The sequence below is a fragment of the Marinactinospora endophytica genome (genome assembly GCF_054780875.1).
The window spans coordinates 243,047-262,452 of the sequence record NZ_BAAGVM010000004.1 but is presented as its reverse complement, the minus strand read 5'-3'; the positions used below and the strand labels follow the sequence as shown (position 1 = coordinate 262,452).

16 protein-coding genes are annotated in these 19,406 nt (G+C 71.7%); 6 read left to right on the top strand and 10 right to left on the bottom strand.

The window, feature by feature from the left end; all coding sequences use genetic code 11:
- Positions 1 to 98 precede the first annotated feature (98 nt).
- Complete coding sequence (locus ACYVHU_RS09905) at positions 99 to 617, top strand: NADPH-dependent FMN reductase (protein WP_498948173.1); 519 nt, start codon at positions 99 to 101, stop codon at positions 615 to 617.
- A gap of 54 nt (positions 618 to 671) precedes the next feature.
- On the opposite strand, the gene ACYVHU_RS09900 is transcribed toward ACYVHU_RS09905, so the two are convergent.
- From ACYVHU_RS09900 to ACYVHU_RS09880, 5 genes are all read right to left on the bottom strand, one after another.
- The gene (locus tag ACYVHU_RS09900) at positions 672 to 1,631 is read right to left on the bottom strand and encodes an oxygenase MpaB family protein (RefSeq protein ID WP_498948172.1); all 960 of its coding nucleotides are present in this window, start codon (positions 1,629 to 1,631) and stop codon (positions 672 to 674) included.
- 196 nt (positions 1,632 to 1,827) lie between these two features.
- Positions 1,828 to 2,421, bottom strand: coding sequence for a GTP-binding protein (locus ACYVHU_RS09895; RefSeq protein WP_498948171.1), 594 nt, complete (start codon positions 2,419 to 2,421; stop codon positions 1,828 to 1,830).
- The gene (locus ACYVHU_RS09890) at positions 2,402 to 2,779 is read right to left on the bottom strand and encodes a DUF742 domain-containing protein (protein ID WP_498948170.1); all 378 of its coding nucleotides are present in this window, start codon (positions 2,777 to 2,779) and stop codon (positions 2,402 to 2,404) included. The genes ACYVHU_RS09895 and ACYVHU_RS09890 overlap by 20 nt, the downstream gene beginning before the upstream one ends.
- Before the next feature lie 11 nt (positions 2,780 to 2,790).
- Positions 2,791 to 3,237, bottom strand: coding sequence for a roadblock/LC7 domain-containing protein (locus tag ACYVHU_RS09885; RefSeq protein WP_432936823.1), 447 nt, complete (start codon positions 3,235 to 3,237; stop codon positions 2,791 to 2,793).
- On the bottom strand, positions 3,234 to 5,717 hold the full coding sequence (locus ACYVHU_RS09880; protein WP_498948169.1) for a sensor histidine kinase: 2,484 nt from the start codon (positions 5,715 to 5,717) through the stop codon (positions 3,234 to 3,236). Before ACYVHU_RS09880 ends, ACYVHU_RS09885 begins: the two co-directional genes overlap by 4 nt.
- 555 nt (positions 5,718 to 6,272) lie before the next feature.
- Between ACYVHU_RS09880 and ACYVHU_RS09875 the strand changes: the two genes are divergently transcribed.
- From ACYVHU_RS09875 to ACYVHU_RS09865, 3 genes are read left to right on the top strand one after another with little or no spacing between them, the layout of a single operon-like run.
- Positions 6,273 to 8,033: a substrate-binding and VWA domain-containing protein gene (locus ACYVHU_RS09875; protein WP_498948168.1), complete on the top strand. Its 1,761-nt coding sequence runs from the start codon at positions 6,273 to 6,275 to the stop codon at positions 8,031 to 8,033.
- 3 nt (positions 8,034 to 8,036) lie between these two features.
- Entirely contained in the window at positions 8,037 to 8,672 is a 636-nt protein-coding gene (locus ACYVHU_RS09870) for a hypothetical protein (RefSeq protein ID WP_498948167.1), read from the top strand.
- A 60-nt stretch (positions 8,673 to 8,732) separates the two neighbouring features.
- A complete protein-coding gene (locus ACYVHU_RS09865; RefSeq protein WP_078761565.1) occupies positions 8,733 to 9,113 on the top strand; it encodes a DUF3592 domain-containing protein in 381 nt (126 codons plus the stop codon).
- Here ACYVHU_RS09865 and ACYVHU_RS09860 read toward each other — a convergent pair.
- The 4 genes from ACYVHU_RS09860 to ACYVHU_RS09845 form a co-directional block, all read right to left on the bottom strand.
- Complete coding sequence (locus ACYVHU_RS09860; protein ID WP_432936815.1) at positions 9,088 to 9,726, bottom strand: TetR/AcrR family transcriptional regulator; 639 nt, start codon at positions 9,724 to 9,726, stop codon at positions 9,088 to 9,090. The genes ACYVHU_RS09865 and ACYVHU_RS09860 overlap by 26 nt on opposite strands.
- Positions 9,727 to 9,794: 68 nt before the next feature.
- A complete protein-coding gene (locus tag ACYVHU_RS09855; RefSeq protein WP_498948166.1) occupies positions 9,795 to 12,224 on the bottom strand; it encodes a YhgE/Pip family protein in 2,430 nt (809 codons plus the stop codon).
- A 7-nt stretch (positions 12,225 to 12,231) separates the two neighbouring features.
- The gene (locus ACYVHU_RS09850; RefSeq protein WP_498948165.1) at positions 12,232 to 13,275 is read right to left on the bottom strand and encodes a P-loop NTPase family protein; all 1,044 of its coding nucleotides are present in this window, start codon (positions 13,273 to 13,275) and stop codon (positions 12,232 to 12,234) included.
- Positions 13,276 to 13,452: 177 nt separating this feature from the next.
- Complete coding sequence (locus ACYVHU_RS09845) at positions 13,453 to 14,892, bottom strand: GuaB1 family IMP dehydrogenase-related protein (RefSeq protein ID WP_078761562.1); 1,440 nt, start codon at positions 14,890 to 14,892, stop codon at positions 13,453 to 13,455.
- A 224-nt stretch (positions 14,893 to 15,116) separates the two neighbouring features.
- Here ACYVHU_RS09845 and ACYVHU_RS09840 point away from each other — a divergent pair, with 224 nt between their 5' ends.
- Positions 15,117 to 16,118 carry a CDP-alcohol phosphatidyltransferase family protein gene (locus ACYVHU_RS09840; protein WP_498948164.1) on the top strand — a complete coding sequence of 334 codons (1,002 nt, stop codon included), beginning with the start codon at positions 15,117 to 15,119 and terminating at the stop codon, positions 16,116 to 16,118.
- A gap of 78 nt (positions 16,119 to 16,196) precedes the next feature.
- Here the strand turns inward: ACYVHU_RS09840 and ACYVHU_RS09835 are convergent, their stop codons facing one another.
- A complete protein-coding gene (locus ACYVHU_RS09835) occupies positions 16,197 to 17,282 on the bottom strand; it encodes an acyltransferase family protein (protein ID WP_498948163.1) in 1,086 nt (361 codons plus the stop codon).
- A 345-nt stretch (positions 17,283 to 17,627) separates the two neighbouring features.
- Here ACYVHU_RS09835 and ACYVHU_RS09830 point away from each other — a divergent pair, with 345 nt between their 5' ends.
- On the top strand, positions 17,628 to 19,406 hold the full coding sequence (locus tag ACYVHU_RS09830; protein ID WP_498948162.1) for an amidohydrolase: 1,779 nt from the start codon (positions 17,628 to 17,630) through the stop codon (positions 19,404 to 19,406).

Below are 19,406 nucleotides of genomic sequence, written 5' to 3'. Positions count from 1 at the left end.
GAGACAGGGCCCGGCCGGGGACACCGTAGTCCCGTCCGGCCGGCTCCAGCGCCACGTTCCTCCCGGCCTCGCGGCCATGTCTCACCAGGAGATCCTCCATGACCAGCTTCACCGTGCTCATCGGTGCCCCCCAGTCCCACGCGGCCCTCCGCGCCGCCGCCCTCCGCGCCGCCGAGGTCCTGCTCCCGCCCACCGGGCTTGCCCACCCCATCGAGGTCGTCGACCTCGCCTCCTTCGGCTCCGCGCTGCTGGCCGCCGATCCGGGCGAGGAGGTCGCGGCCGCGCTCGGCCGGGTGCGCGCCAGCGACGTCGTCCTGGTGGTCTCGCCCCAGGTCCACGGCAGCTACACGGGCCTGCTGAAGGTGTTCTTGGACCGGATCCCCGAGGTCGGTCTCGGCCACACCATCGCCGTCCCCATGGCCGTCGTGGACGATCTGCGCACCGGACGCGGGGTGGAGGACGACCTGCGCGTCCTGCTCTCGGACCTGGGCGCCAGGGTGATCGAGCCGGGGCTGCTGCTGGCCCGCGACGAGCTGGGCGATCCGGCGGCGGTCATCGCCGCCTGGGCCGAGGTGGCCGCGCCGACGCTGCGTCAGGCGACGGTCGTCTCCGTGTGATCGCACGTGTGGGGGAGGGCGCGCCGCCCTCCCCCACACGGTGGCGTGCGCGGGTCAGGCGTGCCCGGCGGGATCGGCCGTCCCCCGCGCGGACTGCGGCACCGGAACCCGCGCACCGGTCTCGGGCACCTCGACGGTGGCCAGTCCGTGGGGCACGGGGCAGCCCTTGGGGAAGGTCCCGATCTGCGACACGTCGAACCCGTTCGGGTAGCTGCGGATGTTGGGGCTCATCCGCACCCACATCGGCTCCTTGCGCGGGGGCATCATGCGGACGACCCTGGCGCGGGCCTTCAGGCCGGCCCGGGCGAGGAAACGCCAGGTCCGCGACGGCTCGTCATAGCGGAACGCCGTGATCAACCGGTCGTCCAGCAGCGCCATCGTGAACGGCCGGACGACCGGACGCTGCCAGGAGGGGAAGAAGTCGACCATCAGGTCCAGCGTCGCGTCCGCCACCTTGCGCCCGCCCTCGGAGTAGCCGAAGTGGGCCCGCTCGTAGGAGTCGAACAGCTCCAGGAAGTCGGCGTAGGTCTCGGGGATGTCCTTGATCCCCATGTGCTTGCCGAGCCGGCGGTAGTAGTTGGTGCCCGCCGTGATCTCGTGGTCGCTGAGCCGGCGCCAGCCGAAGCCCCAGTCGTTGAGCCAGCGCACCGGCATGACCACGAACGTGCTGAGCACGTAGAGGTAGTCGTCGTTGGAGATGTCGTAGGAGCGGTGCATCTGGTTCATCCGGCGTAGCGCGTCGCGCCCCGGCCCCGGTTCGAAACCGTGCTCCATGATGGCGTCCAGGATCAGCCCGGTGTCGTCGTAGCGGTGCTGGGTCCGTTCGGTGAACTCGCGGGTCCGGTACAGCAGTTCGCCGATGCTGGGCACCGCGTAGGTCCGGTACAGGGCCAACCCGAGGGCCTGGGTCATATCCCAGGGGAATTCGTGTGTGGCGATGATCTGGGTGATCCGCAGGCAGTCGGCCTCGGCGTCCAGCCGGTGGATCTCGTCGTACCAGTCGTAGCGTTTCATCAAGGCTCTCTCGATCTCGCCGTCCAGATTCCGACGTGTTTGCGCGCGCCGATGCCACGCGCCGCCGGATCGCCTCTCAACAGCCTAATCCCGAGGGCGGAGGAAATGGAATCGTGGGGTGGATACACGTTTATCCATTTCAGTTGATTCGGGGGCTCGATGGCGGTAAGGCCGGCGGCGCGGGGCCTCCCGACGGCTACACTCCCGCCGAAATCGTTTCCGCGACGTGGTTGACCAGGGTCGACAGGACCTCTTTGCTGGATTCCCGTGAACGCGCGTCACACAACACGATAGGGGTGTGAGAGGAAATGCTGAGCGCCTCCCGCACCTCCTCGGGATCGTAGCGATGCGCGCCCTCGAAGCAGTTCACGGCGACGACGAACGGGATTGCGCGCCGTTCGAAGAAATCAACCGAGGGGAAACACGTCTCCAGCCGTCGGGTGTCGGCCAGCACGACCGCGCCCAGCGAACCCAGCGCCAGCTCGTCCCACATGAACCAGAAACGCTGCTGGCCCGGCGTACCGAACAGGTAGAGCACCAGACCGTCGTTGATGGTGATGCGGCCGAAGTCCAGCGCGACCGTCGTCGTGCTCTTCTCCTCCACACCCGAGAGGTCGTCCACGCCGAGGCTGGCCTCGGTCATCAGCTCCTCGGTACTGAGCGGGGCGATCTCGCTGACCGAGCCGACCATCGTGGTCTTGCCCGCGCCGAAGCCGCCCGCGATCAGGATCTTGATCGCCGAGGGGATGACGTTCTCGCCACTACTGGGGTCAGAGCCTTTGGATGCCATCGAGTACCGCCTGCAATACGTCCCGGCTCACCGGGCTCTCCGTCGTGTAAGGGGCGCGGGCGAGGACGTAGCCACGCCCGATGAGGTCGCTCAACAGGACCTTGACCACGGCCACCGGGATGTCCAGGCGAGCCGACACCTCCGCCACGGACTGGGGTCTGCGGCACAGGTCGAGGATCGCCACCTGTTCGGGTTCCAGCGCCATCTCGTCCACCTCGGCGCGGCGCGCCGCGATGACCACGCTGATCATGTCCAACTGGACGGCGTCGGAACGTTGCCGGCCCCACGTCATGACGTAGGGCCGGACCAGAGGGCCGGCCTCGGGGGAACCGGGGTCGGGTTCGTGACGGTCGGGCATTCCGGCCTCCGTTACCGGTCGGCTTCCACGGACGCGGGTTCGGTGTTCGCCTGCTCCTCGCCGTTTCGCGGGGCGGCGTCGAGGAACTTGCCCACCTGCTCCACGAGCACGTTCATCTCATAAGCGATGAGGCCGACGTCGGACTCCTCGCCGGCGACCACGGCCAGGCAGGCGCCGTTCCCCGCTCCGGTGACGAAGAGATAGGCGTGCTCCATCTCCACGACCGTCTGGAGGACCCGTCCCCCGCCGAACTGCCGTCCGGTCCCCTTGGCCAGGCTCTGGAACGCCGAGGCCAGGGCGGACAGGTGCTCGGCGTCGTCCTTGCCCAGTTCCCGAGACTTGCCGATGAGCAGGCCATCCGCGGAGAGCACGATGGCGTACTGGGCGCCGACCGCCCGGTCGACGAGCTCGTCGAGTAGCCAGTCCAGGTCCCTGGGAGCGTTCTTCGTCACGGTCATGCATCCTTCTCGGTGTCGTTCTGCCGCTGCCGGCCCTCTTCGCGTCCTCGCCGGGTGCCTTGCTGGAACGCGGACATGTTTCGACGGAGCCGCAGCGACCGGTCGGGCCCGGCGTCGTCACCGGGGTCGGCCTCCCGCTTCCTCTCGGGGAGGGAGACGAGGGAGGTGTCGTACAGCTGGGGGGCGAGGTTGGCCTGCGGGCGGCGTTTGGGGAGCCGGGGCCGTTCGGCGGACGACCCCTGCGCGGGGGTGTCCCCCTCCGCGGGCTCGTCCTCCACTGTGGGCTTCGGCCCTGTCTCGGCGGGGGAGGCCGGGCTCGGGGGGAACAGCGGGCCGCTGGGGGCAAGGGACGCCCGGCTGAGCCCGGGGGAGCGGCGGGGCAGCCGCTGCGGCGAGGGGGTGCGCTCCTCACCGTCGGGCACGGCGGCGAGCACGTCGCCCGGCACCGCTTCGGCGTCGGCCGCGCCGTCCTCGTGGGACGGGGCGTCGTCCTCGGGGGCGGAGTCGGTGGCCCCGTCCTTGGGATCCGGCCCCTTCGGGTCGGCGACGATGAGGGAGGAGGGCAACAGGACGATCGCCTGCACCCCGCCGTAGGGCGAGGAGCGCAACCGCACGCTGATGCCATGGCGCTGGGCCAGGCGCGAGACCACGAACAGCCCCAGGCGCATCTTCTCGTTCAGCCGCATCACGTCGAACTCCGGCGGATTGGCCAGCAGTTCGTTGGTGGCGGCGAACTCCTCCTCCTTCATGCCCAGCCCGCGGTCCTCGATCTCGATCGTGACCCCGTTGGGCACCTGCTCACTGCGCAGGTGGACGCTGGTGTGCGGCGGCGAGAACGTGGTGGCGTTGTCGACGAGCTCGGCGACGAGGTGGATGACGTCGGCGACGGCGGGGCCGCTCAGCGAGACGCGGGCGATGCGCTGGCGCTTGACCCGGGTGTAGTCGCCGGACTCGGAGATGGCGCCGCGGATCACGTCGATCAACGGCATCGGGCGGTGCCAGGTGCGTCCGGGCGACTCGCCGCCCAGGATCAGCAGGTTCTCGGCGTTGCGGCGGGAGCGCGTGGCGAGGTGGTCGAGCTTGAACAGTTCGGTGAGCTGCTCGGGGTCCTCCTGCTCGCGTTCCAGGCGGTCCAGCAGGCGCAGCTGGCGGTGGACGAGCGTCTGGCTGCGGTGGGCGATGTTGAGGAACACCCGGTTGACGCCCTCGCGTAGTTCGGCCTGCTGGACGGCGGCCTCGACCGCGGTGCGCTGGGCCGCGTTGAACGAGCGGGCGACCTCGCCGATCTCGTCCGGGCTCTGGGAGACCTCGGGCAGTTCGGCCGCGACGTCGACCTCCTCGTTGCGGCGCAGCCGTTCGATCAGTCCGGGCAGCCGGCGGTCGGCCAGCTCCTGGGTCTCGTCGCGGAGCCGGTTCAGCCGGGCCACCAGGCGTCGCGTCGCGCGGATGGAGATGGTGAAGGCGAGGGCGGAGACGGCGGCCACGCCGAGGCTGCCGGCCACGGCGAGCAGGATCGCCTCGTTGGCGATCTCGGCCTGGAGGTCGCCGGCCCACAGGGCCTGCTCGGCGCCGAGCTCGGTGAGGGCGTCCTTGGTGGGCGCGTAGACGGTGCGCCACTCCTCCTCGCCCACGGGCATCGAGGTGTCCTCGACCTGCCCGCCGGTGAAGGGGTCGGTGGTCGTGGCCACCACGCGGCCGGAGATCTCGCCCTCCAGCGCGACCAGGTCGCTCCAGCGCTCGTCGGCCCGGATGGCCTCCAGCCGCTCCGCCTGCTCGGGGCCCAGGTAGTCGCCGACCGCGTCGAGCATGGAGTGGTAGGCGCCGACCAGGCGGGTGAACTCCTGCTGGTCGGCGGTGCTGAGTTCACCCGAGGCGAAGGCGCGGGACAGCTGCGCGTCGGCCTGGGACATCAGGTCGACGGCGCGGAAGAGGTAGGTGGCGCTGAGCCCGGGGCCGACGGCCTCCTTGGAGGGGTTGAGCCGGGCCTGCTCGTCGAACAGGTCGGCGCCGGCCAGGATCAGCCCGTCGTAGTACTCCGACACGTCGTCGCGCGAGGCCTGACCGCTGTCCACGAGGGCCCGGATCTCGGGAACCCGATCGAAGCTCTCGCGCAGGTCCTCGATGCGCGTCTGGACCTTCGCGGGGGAGAACGGCAAGAGCCCCTCGAACTTGTCGAGGACCGAGTTCATCGAGGTGTCGGAGGCGGCGCGCGCCTCCTGGAGCGCGGTGGTGTGCTCGGCGGGGCGTTCCAGGTAGGCCAGCGTCGCCGAGCGCTCGTCCATGAGAGAGGTGAGCGCGAGCGCGGAGGGCGTCAACATCTCCTCGTTGCCCTTGACGATCGCGTATTGGACCGCCGCGCCGTAGAACAGGTAGCCGCTGACCACGAGCCACAGGGCCACCAGGGCGGCCGTGGGGACGAGGACGATTCGGTGGAGCCGGGTCCGGATGGACTGCTCCTTGCGTCGATCTGCTGCCTGCACTGTTCTCCTACTAGCCCGTGGATCGCCGTGCGCGTGGCGAGGGCGGCCGACGAGGTGGACGGCGCGGCCCCGCCGGTGGGGCGGGTGCCCGGGTCCGGGGGCGCCACCGTTCAGGGGAGGCCGGGTGGGCGCAACGGAAAGAAGTCGCGACTCCGCCAGAAGACGAATCCGGCCATCGGATCGTACCTTGTCTGTCCGAAACGGCATTCGCTTGGGTGACAGGGCCTTTGGTCCTTAAAGGGGCCATGTGTCGGTCTGTGATTGCTCCACGGGCGTTTGCCCATGTCGACGAGGAGAGGGGGAGGGCGCGATAACGGAGCGAACGCGAAGAATTATCAAATAGTTACGCTTAGCGCCAGGCGCGTCACGCGACGGAGTGGCCGGGGGAGGACGGGAACGTTGGAGTAACCGTGCCGAACCGCCGCCGTGATGCAACCTGATACGCCTAGCCTTCCTCTAACTTGCGCGGGCATACCTGGACAAAGTTGGGCGGTTGAGATGGCAAACGGGACACCGCGGCGGAAACGTATCCTCCCCTACACGATCGTCGCGCTCGTGGCGGTCCTCGTCATCGCGCTCGTACGTTGGGCCGCGGTCGGCGCCCCCCTCCCCTCCTTCGCCGGCTGTTCGGGAGAGAGCAGGCCCCTCACCGTCGTCTCCTCCCCGGAGAAGGCGCGGCTGATGGAGCGGTTCGCGGAGGAGTACGGCGAGACCGAGGCCGGGGGCGCCTGCGTCACGGTCGAGGTCGTCGAACAGGCGTCGGGGACCACGCTGGAGGCCATCGGATCGGGGGAGTGGGACGAGGCCGAACTCGGCCCGCGCCCCGACGTGTGGCTCCCGGCCAGTTCCAGCTGGGTGCAGATCGCCCGGGACCGGCTCCAGGGCGGCGAACAAGAGGACCTCATCCCGCAGGATCTCCCCTCCATCGCCAACTCCCCGCTCGTCATCGCGATGCCCCGTCCCATGGCCGAGGCGCTCGGCTGGCCCGACGAGTCCATCGGCTGGTCGGACCTTCTGGAGCTGTCCACCGACGGCGCGGGCTGGGGCAGCGTCGGTCACCCCGAGTGGGGGGACTTCCGGATGGGCAAGACCAACCCCAACTACTCGACCTCCGGACTCAACGCCACGATCGGCGCCTACTTCGCGGCCACCGGCCTGACCTCCGACCTGACCGTCGACGAACTCGCGTCGAGCCGGACCAGGGCCTTCGTCAGCGGGGTGGAGCGGTCCATCGTCCACTACGGCGACATCACCATGACCTTCCTGGCCAACCTCCAGCGCGCCGACGAGGAAGGACAGGGGCTCACCTACATCTCCGCGGTCGCGGTCGAGGAGATGTCGGTGCTGCACTACAACCAGGGCAACCCGAGCGGCGACCCCGCCACCCTCGGGGACCACGCCGCCCCCCAGGTGCCGCTCGTCGCCGTCTACCCGGAGGAGGGCACCCTGATGTCGGACCACCCCTACGTGGTCCTGGACTGGGCCGACGACGCGCGGCGGACGGCCGCGGAGGGCTTCCTCGACTACCTGCTCGGCGCCGAGGTCCAGCAGACCCTCCTGGACAACGGCTTCCGTGACCACGAGGGGGCCACGGGAGACGCGCACACCCTCGACAACGGGCTGATCGCGGAAGAGCCCGGCGACCTGCTCACCCTGCCCTCCTCGGGGGTGCTCGACGAGATGCTGGGCAACTGGGCCGAGCTGCGCAAGCCGGCCGACGTCCTGATCGTCGTCGACACCTCCGGGTCGATGCAGCAGGAGGTCCCCGGCACCGGCAGGACCAAGCTGGAACTGGCCAAGGACGCGGCGACGGACTCGCTGGAACAGTTCGCCGACACCGACGAGGTCGGCCTGTGGATGTTCAGCACCGAGCTGGGGGACGACGGGCGGGACTGGCGTGAACTCGCCCCGATCACCCCGATGGGGGAGCGCGGCGACGGTCGGACCCATCGCGAGGAGATCGTCGAACGGGTCGAGGGACTACCCGCGGCGGGCGGCACCGGCCTGTACGACACGGTCCTCGCCGCGCACCGCCACGTCTCGGCCGAAGGGCGCGACGACGCGATCAACGCGGTCGTCTTCCTCACCGACGGGCGCAACGAGGACTTCCAGAGCATCGGCCTGGAGGAGCTGATCGGGGAACTGGAGGCGGAGGCGGGCGGTGAGACCACCCGGGTCTTCACCATCGCCTACGGGGAGGACGCCGACCTGGAGACGGTGACCCGCATCGCCGAGACCACCGAAGCCGCCGCCTACGACTCCTCCGACCCCGAGAGCATCGGTGAGGTGTTCGAGGCCGTCATCTCCAACTTCTAGGCCATGCCCATGCGCGCACGTGCCCTGCTCCAGCGCAGGCTCGCCGACCCCAGGGGCCTTCTCACCGGCGCGATCGCCGGCGGGCTGGCGTGGGCCGTCGGGGTCCCCCTCCTCGCCTCGGTCGCCGTCGCGGCGATCGTCTGGCTCACCTGGGTTCTCGTCCTCGGCTACCTCTTCCCCGAGGAGCCCCCGAACCGCGGGGCGGCCGTGCCGGCCGGTCCCGAGGCCGACGCGGTCCACCGGGCGCGGCGCGTCGCCGGGGAGGTCGCCCGGTCGGCCCGGCGGGCGGAGGCGGCGGGCCCGGATGTGCCCGCGGCGTTCGCCTCCGTGGTCGCCGCGGTCGAGCGGCTCGCCGCCACCTCGCACCTGGTGGGGCTGCGCCTGGACGCGGCGGACCACCCGCCCCACCACCGGTTCCGGCACGAGGAGGTCCGCCATCGGCTGGCGGCGACCGTCCTGGGGCTGGAACGGCTCCTGGCGCTCCTCTCCGAGGCGGACGGGGAGCACGGGCGGTCCACGGTCGAGGCGGTGATGGCCGAACTCGGGGAGCTCGGCCACGGCGTGGCCGCCACCGACCAGATCGCCGCCGGCATACTGCGCGAGCTTCCCCCGGAACACTCCGATCCGGCCGACCGTTGAGCGCACAGAGACGGGGTAGGGGACTCCGGCGCTCATCCGGACACATCGCGGAGTGGACTCATGGAGCTGTACCCGCTGTTGCCCATCGTCGTGGGCCTGGCCCTGCTCGCGTGGGCGGCACGCGACCTGGGTCTCACCAGGTCGGGGATCCGGGCACCCGGCGAGATCGTGGGGTACCAGGAGACAGGGCGCACCTCGCGCATGGTGGTGCGGTTCCGCACCCGTGACGGCCGCGACATCCTCACCACCGACGCCGGCACCGCCTGGGCCGCGGCCCGCACCGGCGAACCGGTCGTCGTCTCCTACGACCGGGCGCGGCCCGAACGGGCCAGGGTCGTCGAAGGGCCGTGGCAGAGCGGCGGGGTGCGGGCCATGGTCGGGATGCTGGGCGGGGCCTGCCTGCTCATCGGGGCGCTCATCGGGGTGTTCGCCTGGGGGTGAGCGAAGGCCCGCCGTTCGTCTCACCAGACCGGTCGTCCGCGCGGAGCATGCCCTCGACCATGCGGGCCACGGTCGTGTGCACCTCCTCCAAGGGGCGGTCCGGTTGCAGGGTGCGCCAGTCCAGCGCCACGGTCAGCACCATTCCGAACAGGGCCGACGCCGCCACACCGACGTCCAGCCCGGCGGGCAGCTCTCCCTCGGCGGCCAGCTCCTCCAATAGCCCCGAGATGACGCCGATCGCCTTGGAACGGATCTGGCGCACGGCCGCGTACCACACCTGGTTGGTCCGCCACGTCTCGGCCATGAGCAGGCGGGCGAACGCCTCGTGCGTGCCGATGAACGCCAGCTCGGCCCGCAGCACCTCGGTCAGCGCGGCCCGGGGCGGGCCGGAGACGGCCGCGCGCAGATGCTCGGCGAGGCGGTCCACCCCCCACTCCAGGAGCGCGGTGAACAGCTCCGCCTTGCCGGCGAAGTTGTAGTAGACGGTCCCCTTCGCGACCCCCGCGCGCTCGGCGATCTGATCCACCGTGGTCGCGCCGAAACCCTGTTCGGAGATCAACGTGATCGCTGCCTCGAACAACTTCTGCCGAGTCGCCTCACGGCGGGCGCTCATCGGATCTCCTCGTCGGTGGGGGCGGGCACAACCTCCATTATCGGCTCCGCGCGTCGCGCCCGGCCCGCTCACACCACCAGGGTCGGGTGCAGCCGTCCCAGGGTCCAGGCACGCCTGCGGGCCACGGCGATCCAGGTCAAGACGAGCGCCGCCACCAGGTAACCCGTCAGGAGCGCGGCGGCCTGCCAGATCTCGGTGGTCTGGCCCCCGCTGATGAGGTGACGCAGCGCCGCCACCGTCCTGTTCATCGGCAGGAAGGGGGCGACGGCCTGGAAGAAGCCCGGGCTGGTCTCCAACGGATAGGTGCCCCCCGAGGAGGTCAGCTGCAATATCAGCAACACCAGGGCGATGGCCCGGCCGACCAGGCCGAACTGGACGTTGAGCCACTGGACCAGGGCGGCGAAGCTCAGCGCGCACAGCACCATCAGGGCCACGGTCGCCGGCCAGCGGCGCGCGTCCAGGCCCAGGGCCAGGTGGAGCACCGACAGCATGACGATGACCTGGCCGGCGCCGATGGCCGCCGCGGGAAGCCACCCCGCCAGGGTGACACGCCACGACCGGGCGGTGCTGGCCAGGGCCCGACCGGACACGGCGGGCAGGACCAGGTAGGTCACCATCGCGCCGACCCACAGCGACAACGGCAGGAAGAAGGGCGCGAACCCCGTGCCGTACTGGGGCGCCTCGTTGTCGATCCTCTCGCTCAGCCGCACCGGGTCGCTCATCATCGCCCGGTGCGAGGAACGTTCCCCCTGGTCATAGGTGGGGATCTGGTCGAGGCCGTTCGCCAGGCCCTCCGACAGGCCGTGCGCTCCGTCGCTGAGGTTGCCCAGGCCGTTGTCGAGGGCGGTTGCGCCGTTGCTGAGGTCGCCGAGGCCGTCATCGAGGGTGGTCGCTCCGTCGTTGAGGTCGCCGAGGCCGTTGTCGAGGGCGGTTGCGCCGTTGCTGAGGTCGCCGAGGCCGTTGTCGAGGGTGGTCGCTCCGTTGCTGAGGTCGCCGAGGCCGTCATCGAGCGTGGTCGCCCCCTGGGAGAGCGAGTCCAGGCCATCAGCGAGATCGGCCGCCCCGGCCGAGGCCGCGTCCAGCCCGTCGTCGAGCGTCCGGGCGCCCTCGGCGATGTCGGCCAGCGCCGCGTCGAGCTCGTCCACCGCGCCCACCGCCGCCTCGGCGTCGTCGGCGAGATCGGGCGCTTCGGCCGCGATCGCCGAGGCCAGCTCCGCCACCTCGGTGGCGTCGGCGGCGATGGCGGAGATCCTCTCGTCGTTGTCGCGGACGAACGCCTCGACCGCGACCGCGCGGTCCACGGCGGTACGCGCGTCGGTGAGCAGCGCGTACAGCAGAGGATCGTCCTCGGCGAGCCGGGGATGGGCGTCGAGGTAGGCGCCGATCCGGCCGCCGACATCCGCGGTCCCCTCCTCCACGGCGGAGACGGCGGTCGGCAGCTCCTCCAGCGCGGTGGCCAGCGCCGTCGCGGCGTCGGCCACCGCGCCGGCGCCGGCCTGGATCGCGGGGGCGTCGTCGCGCAACCGGGGGATCACCTCGGCGGCGATCGGGTCGAGCGCGTCGGCGGCCGTGGAGACCCGCTCGGAGGCCGCGGTGGCGCCGGAGGCCAGTTCGGCCGCCCCCGCGTCGAGTTCGGCCAGGCTCGCGGCGAGTTCGTGGGCGCCGTCGTCGGCGCTGGCGGCGCCCGAGGCGAGTGAGGCGGAGCCGTTCTTGGCTTCGCCCAGTCCCGAGTCGAGCTCGTGGGCGCCCTCATTGGCGCTGGCGGCGCCCGAGGCGAGTGAGGCGGAGCCGTCCTTGGCCTCGTCCAGTCCCGAGTCGAGCCCGCCGGCACCGTCCCTGGCGTCGGCGAGACCGGAGGCCAACCGGTCCGCGCCGCTCTTGGCGTCGTCGGTCCCCTCGGCGAGTTTCGCGGCGCCGTGGGCGGCCTCCTCCGTTCGGCTGTGGATCTCGTTGAAGCCGAGGAAGATGCGGTCGAGGTAGCGCGCGGTGGCCGTCGCCCCCGCCGCGTCCTTGATCTCGATGAAGAGGGTGTCGACCACCTCCCGCACGATGTAGCCGTTGGCGTCGTTGAAGTGGGCCTCCAGCTTCGCGGGGACCGGTTCGGCCTCGGGGTCGGCGGGCGTGGCGAGATGGGCGCTGAAGTTCCGGGGAATGGTCAGGGAAAGGTAGTAGCTGCCGTCGGCGACCCCCCGGGCCGCCGTCTCGGCGCCCACGGCATGCCAGTCCAGATCGCCGCGTTTCAGCAGCTCGTCGGTGAGGTCCGCCCCCGCGTGCAGCCGGGAGCCGTCCACGGTGACGGCCCGGTCCTCGTTGACCAGCGCCACCGGAAGGCGCTCCAGCCGCCCGAACGGGTCCCAAAACGACCACAGGTACAGGCCGGAGTAGAGCAGCGGGATGAGGACGAGCGCGGCCAGCGCCGCGGCCGGCAACGGCGCCCGCAGGAAGGACAGCAGTCCCAGGCCGGCGACGCGGGCCGAGGGCAGCACGCGAGGACTCACGGTCCGGTCACCTCCCGTCCTCCACCGGTTCCGTGTCGGGACGCGCGTGCCGGGGCTGGCGTGGCCCCGTGTCCGGCTGGAGCGTCCGCACGTGGCCGCCGCGCGGCCGGGGTGGTCGGAGGGGAGCGTGGTCGGGGAGGCGCCCCTCCCCGCGGCGCGGCGTCGGGACCGGGGGCGCGGACCCCTCCTCACGAGGTCCAGATCTGCCCCGCAGGGCGAGGAACCCGCGCGACCGGGCGCGGTGGGCCGGGACGTAGTGGGACGGGGCGCGGTGGGAGGGCAACGGCTCCAGCGGTTCGGTGTCCTCGGAGGCGGCCGCACCCTCGTCCGCCGCGTGGGCCGGGGGACGGCGCAGTTCCACCACCGCCGGTGCCACATCCTCGGCCGCCGCGGTGTCGGCGCAGGCGGCGACGACGGTGGGCCCGTCGTCGGCGAGGTCGCGCAGGGTCCGCCACAGGTCGCGTTGATGGTCCGGTCCCAGCCCCAGGTCGAGGTCGTCCACCACCAGGAGCCGGGGCTCCTCCAGGAGCGCCAGGGCCACCCCGAGCCGACGCCGTTCGAGCGTGTCCAGCTCCCTGACCAGCCGGCGCCCGTCCGACTCGGCCAACCCGGCCGACTCCAGCGCCGCGCCCGTCAGCGCGCCACGGGCCGGGCGCATCCGCAGGAGCAGCCGTTCACGCAGGTGTTCGCGCACCCGCAGCCGGTCGTCGAGGTCGTTCACCCCCTCGCTGACCCCCAGGGCGGCGATCCGCCGCACCAGCCGCGCCCTGTGGGGGAGCTCGTGGCCGTCCACGCGCAGGGAGCCGGAGGTGGGCCGCATCCGTCCGGCCAGCGTCAACAACAGGGAGGTCCGTCCGCAGCCCTGTTCGGCCCGGACGGCCGTCAGCGATCCGGGGGCGGCGTCCAGGTCGACGTCCTGGTACACCGGGCCCCTGCCCGTACGCAGCCCCAGCCCGCGGGCCTCCACCCGCGCTCCCGTCGCCCGACGCATCCGTTCGGCCCCCTCGTCCCGCGTACCTCCGGCCCGGCCGGGCGGCTCGGGAGAGGACACGTTCCGCCGTGTCCTTCGAGCCTCACGGAGCGCAACGGGAAACTCAACGCGACGCGCGTGCCATTGGCCGAACCTGTGCCTTCCCGGTGGAAAGGCGGATCACGCAGGTCAAGAGGGAGGAACGGTCCGGGGCGGCGGTCCAATCCCCGCCACCCCGGGCCTCGGCCCGGCGGGCCGCTACCAGCTCGTCGGAACGGGCTTGCCCTCGCTGTAGCCGGCGGCGCTCTGCACCCCCACGGTCGCGCGCTCGTGGAACTCGTCCAGCGTGGTCGCGCCCGCGTAGGTCATGGAGCTGCGCACCCCGGCGACGATCTCGTCGACCAGGTCCTCGACGCTGGGCCGCTCGGGGTCCAGGTACATCCGGCCGGTGGAGATGCCCTCTTCGAACAGGGCCTTGCGCGCGCGGTCGAAGGGGGAGTCCTCGGCCGTGCGCAGCCGGACCGCGCGAGCCGAGGCCATGCCGAAGCTCTCCTTGTACAGGCGGCCCTGGGCGTCGCGCATCACGTCGCCCGGCGACTCGTAGGTCCCGGCGAACCAGGAGCCGATCATCACGTTGGACGCGCCGGCCGCCAGCGCCAGCGCCACGTCGCGGGGGTGGCGCACACCGCCGTCGGCCCACACCGCCTTGCCGAGCTCACGCGCCGCGGCCGCGCACTCCAGCACCGCGGAGAACTGGGGCCGGCCGACCGCGGTCATCATCCGGGTGGTGCACATGGCGCCCGGCCCCACCCCGACCTTGACGATGTCGGCGCCCGCCTCGATGAGGTCGCGGGTGCCCTCGGCCGTGACGATGTTCCCGGCGACGACGGGCACCTGGGGGTCGAGCGCGCGCACCTTGCGCAGCGCGGAGATCATCTTCTCCTGGTGGCCGTGCGCGGTGTCGAGCACGAGGACGTCCGCGCCGGCCTCCAGGAGCTGCGCGGCCTTGCCCGCCACGTCGCCGTTGACGCCCACGGCCGCGGCGACGCGCAGCGCCCCGTTGGCGTCGACGGCCGGCCGGTACAGGGTCGCGCGCAGCGCGCCGGTGCGGGTGAGAACGCCCACGAGCGCGCCCTCGGCGTCCACCACGGGGGCGAGACGGTGCCGGGAGTCGTGCAGCGTCCCGAACGCCTCCTTGGGGTCGGTCCCCGCCGTGATCGTCAACAGGTCGGCCGACATCACCTCGCGCAACTGGGTGAAGCGGTCCACGCCGGTGCAGTCGGCCTCGGTGACCACGCCGAGGGGACGGCGCTTGTCGTCGATGACGATGACCGCGTTGTGGGCCCGCTTGGGCAGCAGGTTGAGCGCGTCGCCCACCGTGCTGTCGGGGCCGAGCGTGATCGGGGTGTCGTGGACCAGGTCGCGTTCCTTGGTCCAGCGGATGACGTCGGCGACGACGTCCATCGGGATGTCCTGGGGGATCACGGCCAGGCCGCCGCGTCGGGCGATCGTCTCGGCCATCCGCCGTCCGGCGACCGCGGTCATGTTCGCGACTACGATGGGGATGGTCGTCCCCGTCCCGTCATGGGACGCGAGATCCACGTCCAGCCGGGATCCCACGGCCGAGCGCCGCGGAACCATGAACACGTCGCTGTAGGTCAGGTCGTGGTTGGGGACCTGGTTGTTCAGAAAGCGCACGCCTCTACCTCGGTCGTTGCTTCGGGGGATGGCGGGCGAACGTGTCCGTTCGGCCCACAACCCCTCTTACTTGTCAATTATGACCGCGCCGATTAGGTCACCCGGCATACCGTCTGGAATGATCTTCCGGCTGACACCCACCCTCCCCTCCCCCGGTCGTGTCCCCTTGCGACGCGCACGGTGACGTGGCGCGCGCCACCGGCGGGAGACCCGCAGGAGATGAGATGACGAGCTTCACACTCGCGGACGTCCGCGAGCGCACCTATAAGAAACGGGACGCGTGGTGGACGGTGTTCCTCGTCGACCCGCTCGCGTCCCGCCTGGTCGTGTGGACCGCCAACCACACCAACATCACGCCCAACCAGATCACCTTCGGCGCGGGCGTGCTCGGCCTGGGGTCGGCGATCTGCTTCGCGCTCGCCGACTGGCCCTGGCTGGTGGCCGGCGCGATCCTGTTCCACCTGAGCTTCGTGCTCGACTGCATGGACGGCAAGATCGCCCGGCTGAAGAACAACGGGTCGGTGTTCGGCGCGTGGGTGGACTTCATCTTCGACCGCATCCGGTTCTTCGGGTGCATGCTCGCCCTGCTCGTCGGACAGTGGGCGGCCACCGGTGAGGTGGTCTACCTGCTGTTGACGCCGGTGGTGACCTTCGTCGACCTGCTGCGCTACCTCAACGGATCACAGGTCGCCAAGACCCGGCAGAGCATGCGGGAGAAACTGCGCGCCGCGGCCACGGGCAGCCCGGCCGACACCGCCGGTGACGACCCGGAGAGCACCGAGACCGCCGAGCAGCCCATCGACGCGGCGCCGGCGACCGCGGGGGACGGCGCGCCGGTGGTGTTCATGGAGGAGGTCCTGCGGGAGAACCCCGACCTCGACGCCGAGCAGGTGCGGTCGGGGGCGCACCTGTCGGGGGCCCGCGTCATCGACGTCCACCAGGGGTTCAGCCGCAAGTTCGGCTGGTACGAGCGGGTGCGCGCCTTCCTGCTGCGCAGCCGGGTGCGTCCGCACCTGTTCAGCGGCATCGAGTTCGAGATGTTCGTGTGCGTGCTGGCGCCCCTCACCGCGCTCCTCGCGCCGATCTCGCCGCTGCCCGGCCTGATCGTGCCGGTCGTGGTCCTCTCCTGCGCGGCCCTGCTGTTCTTCGAGGTCGTGATCGTCTACAAGCTGTGGCTGGCGACCCGGGACTTCACCAAGGAGATGAACCGCATCCAGGCCGGGTGAACCGGTGCGGCAACGGGCGGGGGCCGGGTCCGCGTGCGGACCCGGCCCCCGCCGGCGTTCGGGCGCCCGGCGGGGATTTCAGGAGCCCTGGGGGGACTTCGGCTCGGAGGGGCGCAGGATCAGCGGCCCCACCTTCGGTTCGACCGCCCAGGAGGTGGCCCGCCGCACCCATGGGGTCATGCACAGCAGTGTCAGCGCGACCGCGGCCACGCCGACCACCACGAGTCCGGACAGGCCCGACAGGTGCTCGTACAGCCCGAAGTACTGGGCGAACCGGATCGGGAACCCGTGCAGCAGGAACGCGTACATCGTCAGCGCCCCCAGGCCGGTGAACCAGGTGGCGCGGCGCGGGGTCAGCGCCAGCAACGCCGCGGTCAGCACGGCCGCCGTGACGAGCAGGAAGAGCCGGATGGGCAGCCCCAGCGGGAAGAGCTCGATGTCGCGGTCGGTCAGGCTCCTGCTCCAGAACAGCCACGTCGGGTGCAGCTCCGGCTGGAGGAACAGGTAGGTCGCCACGGCGCTCGCCGCCATCGTGACCGCCGCGCACACCCGCACCCAGGTGTGCCGGAGGAAGGCGAGGTGGCGGGGTTCCAGGAACAGGCCCGCCACGAAGAACGGCAACAGGCTGAGAATGCGCGGCAACGCCATGACGGTGCCCAGGTCGACCACGGCGGCACAGCACGAGATCGCGATCGAGATCAGCACGGGGTGACGCACCCGGTACCAGAGGGGGACCGTCAGCCGCCACACCAACAGCGCGGCGAGGAACCAGGTCAACCACAGCGCCTGGAGAGGCGAGCCGGGGATGTCGCGCCCGACCCACAGCGACTGCAGCGCGTAGAGGAACCAGAACACCAGGTAGGGCGCGGCCACGGTGGTCAGCAGTTTGTCGATCCGACGCGGGGAGGCGTCGAAGGACTTCGACAGGTAGCCGCTGATCAGCACGAACGCCGGCATGTGGAACAGGTAGATCCAGAAGTACAGCACCTCGGCGGAGCGGGAGTTCTCCAGGGGGCTGATCGCGTGGCCGATCACGACCAGGCCGATGAGCAGGAACTTGGCGTTGTCGAGCAGCGCGTCGCGCTGTTTCGGGGGAGGAGGCGCGGGGCTCTCCTCCCGGGTCCGGGCATGGTCGAGGGGGGTTGACGGGGAAGACGAGGGCACGGAGACTCCGGTCGTTGTTCTGTGTCGACGCGACGGGCGGAGCGGGTCGCCCACAGCGGGTTCACCCACAGGGGGATCGCCGGTCCTCCGCCATGGCGGAGCCGGCCCTTAGCGCACACACCTGTGGAATCGCTGGGAGGGACGTTACTCCTTCGTGGACACTTGATTCCACTTTGATCTTGATCCGCTGGGGACGAACCTTCTCATCGGGAGCGAACCCGCACGAGGGGAGCGGTGCGCCGCACCCGCGTTTGAGATTCGTCATCCCTGGCGGGAGAATCGGCGCGGCGGAGCGCCCCATGTCCGGGGCACCGCCGCGCCCCAGGCCCGTACCCGATGAAGGCGGTGGAAGCAGTGCCGCAGGCGGTCGATCCACAACGTGTCGCCCAGCACGGCGAAGCGGTGATGCGACTCGTTGACGAGATCTTCCCGCTCGTCGAGGGGTTCTACGTTGACCTGCACCGCAACCCCGAGCTGTCGCACCAGGAACACCGCACCTCGCGGGCCGTCGCCGAGTGGCTGTCGCGCGCCGGGTTCGAGGTGGCCTCGGAGGTCGGCGGCACCGGCGTCGTCGGCGTGCTGCGCAACGGCCCCGGGCCCACCGTGATGCTGCGTGGCGACATGGACGCGCTGCCGGTCGAGGAGAAGACCGGCCTGCCCTACGCCAGCACCGCGCGCGGTGTCGACAGCGAGGGCAACGAGGTCCCGATCATGCACGCCTGCGGCCACGACGTGCACACCGCCTGCCTCGTGGGCGCCGCCGACCTGCTGGCGAGCACCCGCGAGCGGTGGAGCGGCACCCTCATGATCGTCGCCCAGCCCGCCGAGGAGATGATCGACGGCGCGGAGGGCATGCTCCGCGACGGCGTGTACGAGCGGTTCGGCCGGCCCGACATCGCGCTCGCCCAGCATGTGGGTCCGCAGCCGGCCGGCCTGATCGCCCACCGCGCCGGCGTCATCTTGGGGGCCGGCGCCACCTTGCGGGTCCGGGTGTTCGGCTCCGGCGGGCATGCCTCGCGGCCGCACAACGCGATCGACCCGGTGGTCATCGCGGCCTCCATCGTCACCAGGCTGCAGACCGTGGTGTCGCGCGAGATCGACCCGGCCGACAGCGCGGTCGTCACCGTCGGCGTGCTCAGGGCGGGCAGCAAGGCCAACATCATCCCCGATGAGGCCTACCTGGAGATCAACACCCGCTCCTTCGACGAGCGGGTGCAGCGGCGTCTCCACGCGGCCATCGAGCGGATCGTCCGGGCCGAGGCCGCCGCCTCCGGAGCGCCCCGCGAACCCGAGATCACCCTGGTCCAGCAGGCCGGCGTCACCCGCAACGACCCCGCGCACACCGCCGCGCTCGCCGCCGCGCACCGCGCCTACCTGGGCGACGCCTACGTCGTCGACATGCCCGAGCCGTTCACCGGCAGCGAGGACTTCGGCGACTTCGGGCTGTCCGACGGCCCCGACCCCGTGCCCTACGTGTTCTGGTTCATCGGCGGGACCCCGCACGACGTGTGGAACGCGGCACCGGGGAGCACCCCCTACGAGAAGCTCGCCGGGGTGCCCGGCAACCACTCGCCGTTCTTCGCCCCCGACCGCGAACCCACCCTGCGCGTCGGCCTGGCCGCGCTCACCCTGGGGGCGCTCACCTACCTGGGGCACACCTCGCCCCGGCCCCCGGCCGAGGCGGCGACGGCCGGCCACCCCTCCCTCCTGGGAGAGCCGCCCGCGTCCGTCCCCGCCCCGGCAGGGGAGCCCGTCGTGGAGGAGGAGCCCGAGCTGGACTCCACCCGCGACGCGGACATGGCGGCCCTGCTCGCCGAGGAGGACCCGGCCGACGAGGTCCGGGCCGACGAGGGCCGGGCCGACGAGGGCCGGGCCGACGAGGGCCGGGCCGATCGGGCGGGGCTGCCGCAGGAACCGCCTCCGCCGCCCACGGGGCCCACGCGCGGCACCGACACCGGTCCCGGCCGGCCGCCCACGGGCCCGCAACAGCCCGTGGGACCGCAGCCGCCCACGGGGCCGGCGTTCCCCGCCCCTCCGCCGTCGGGTCCGCCGGTCGCCGCCCCGCCGCCCGCGCCGGGGGAGGACCCGCTGAGCGACGATCTGCCCTACCCGTACCGGGAGTGA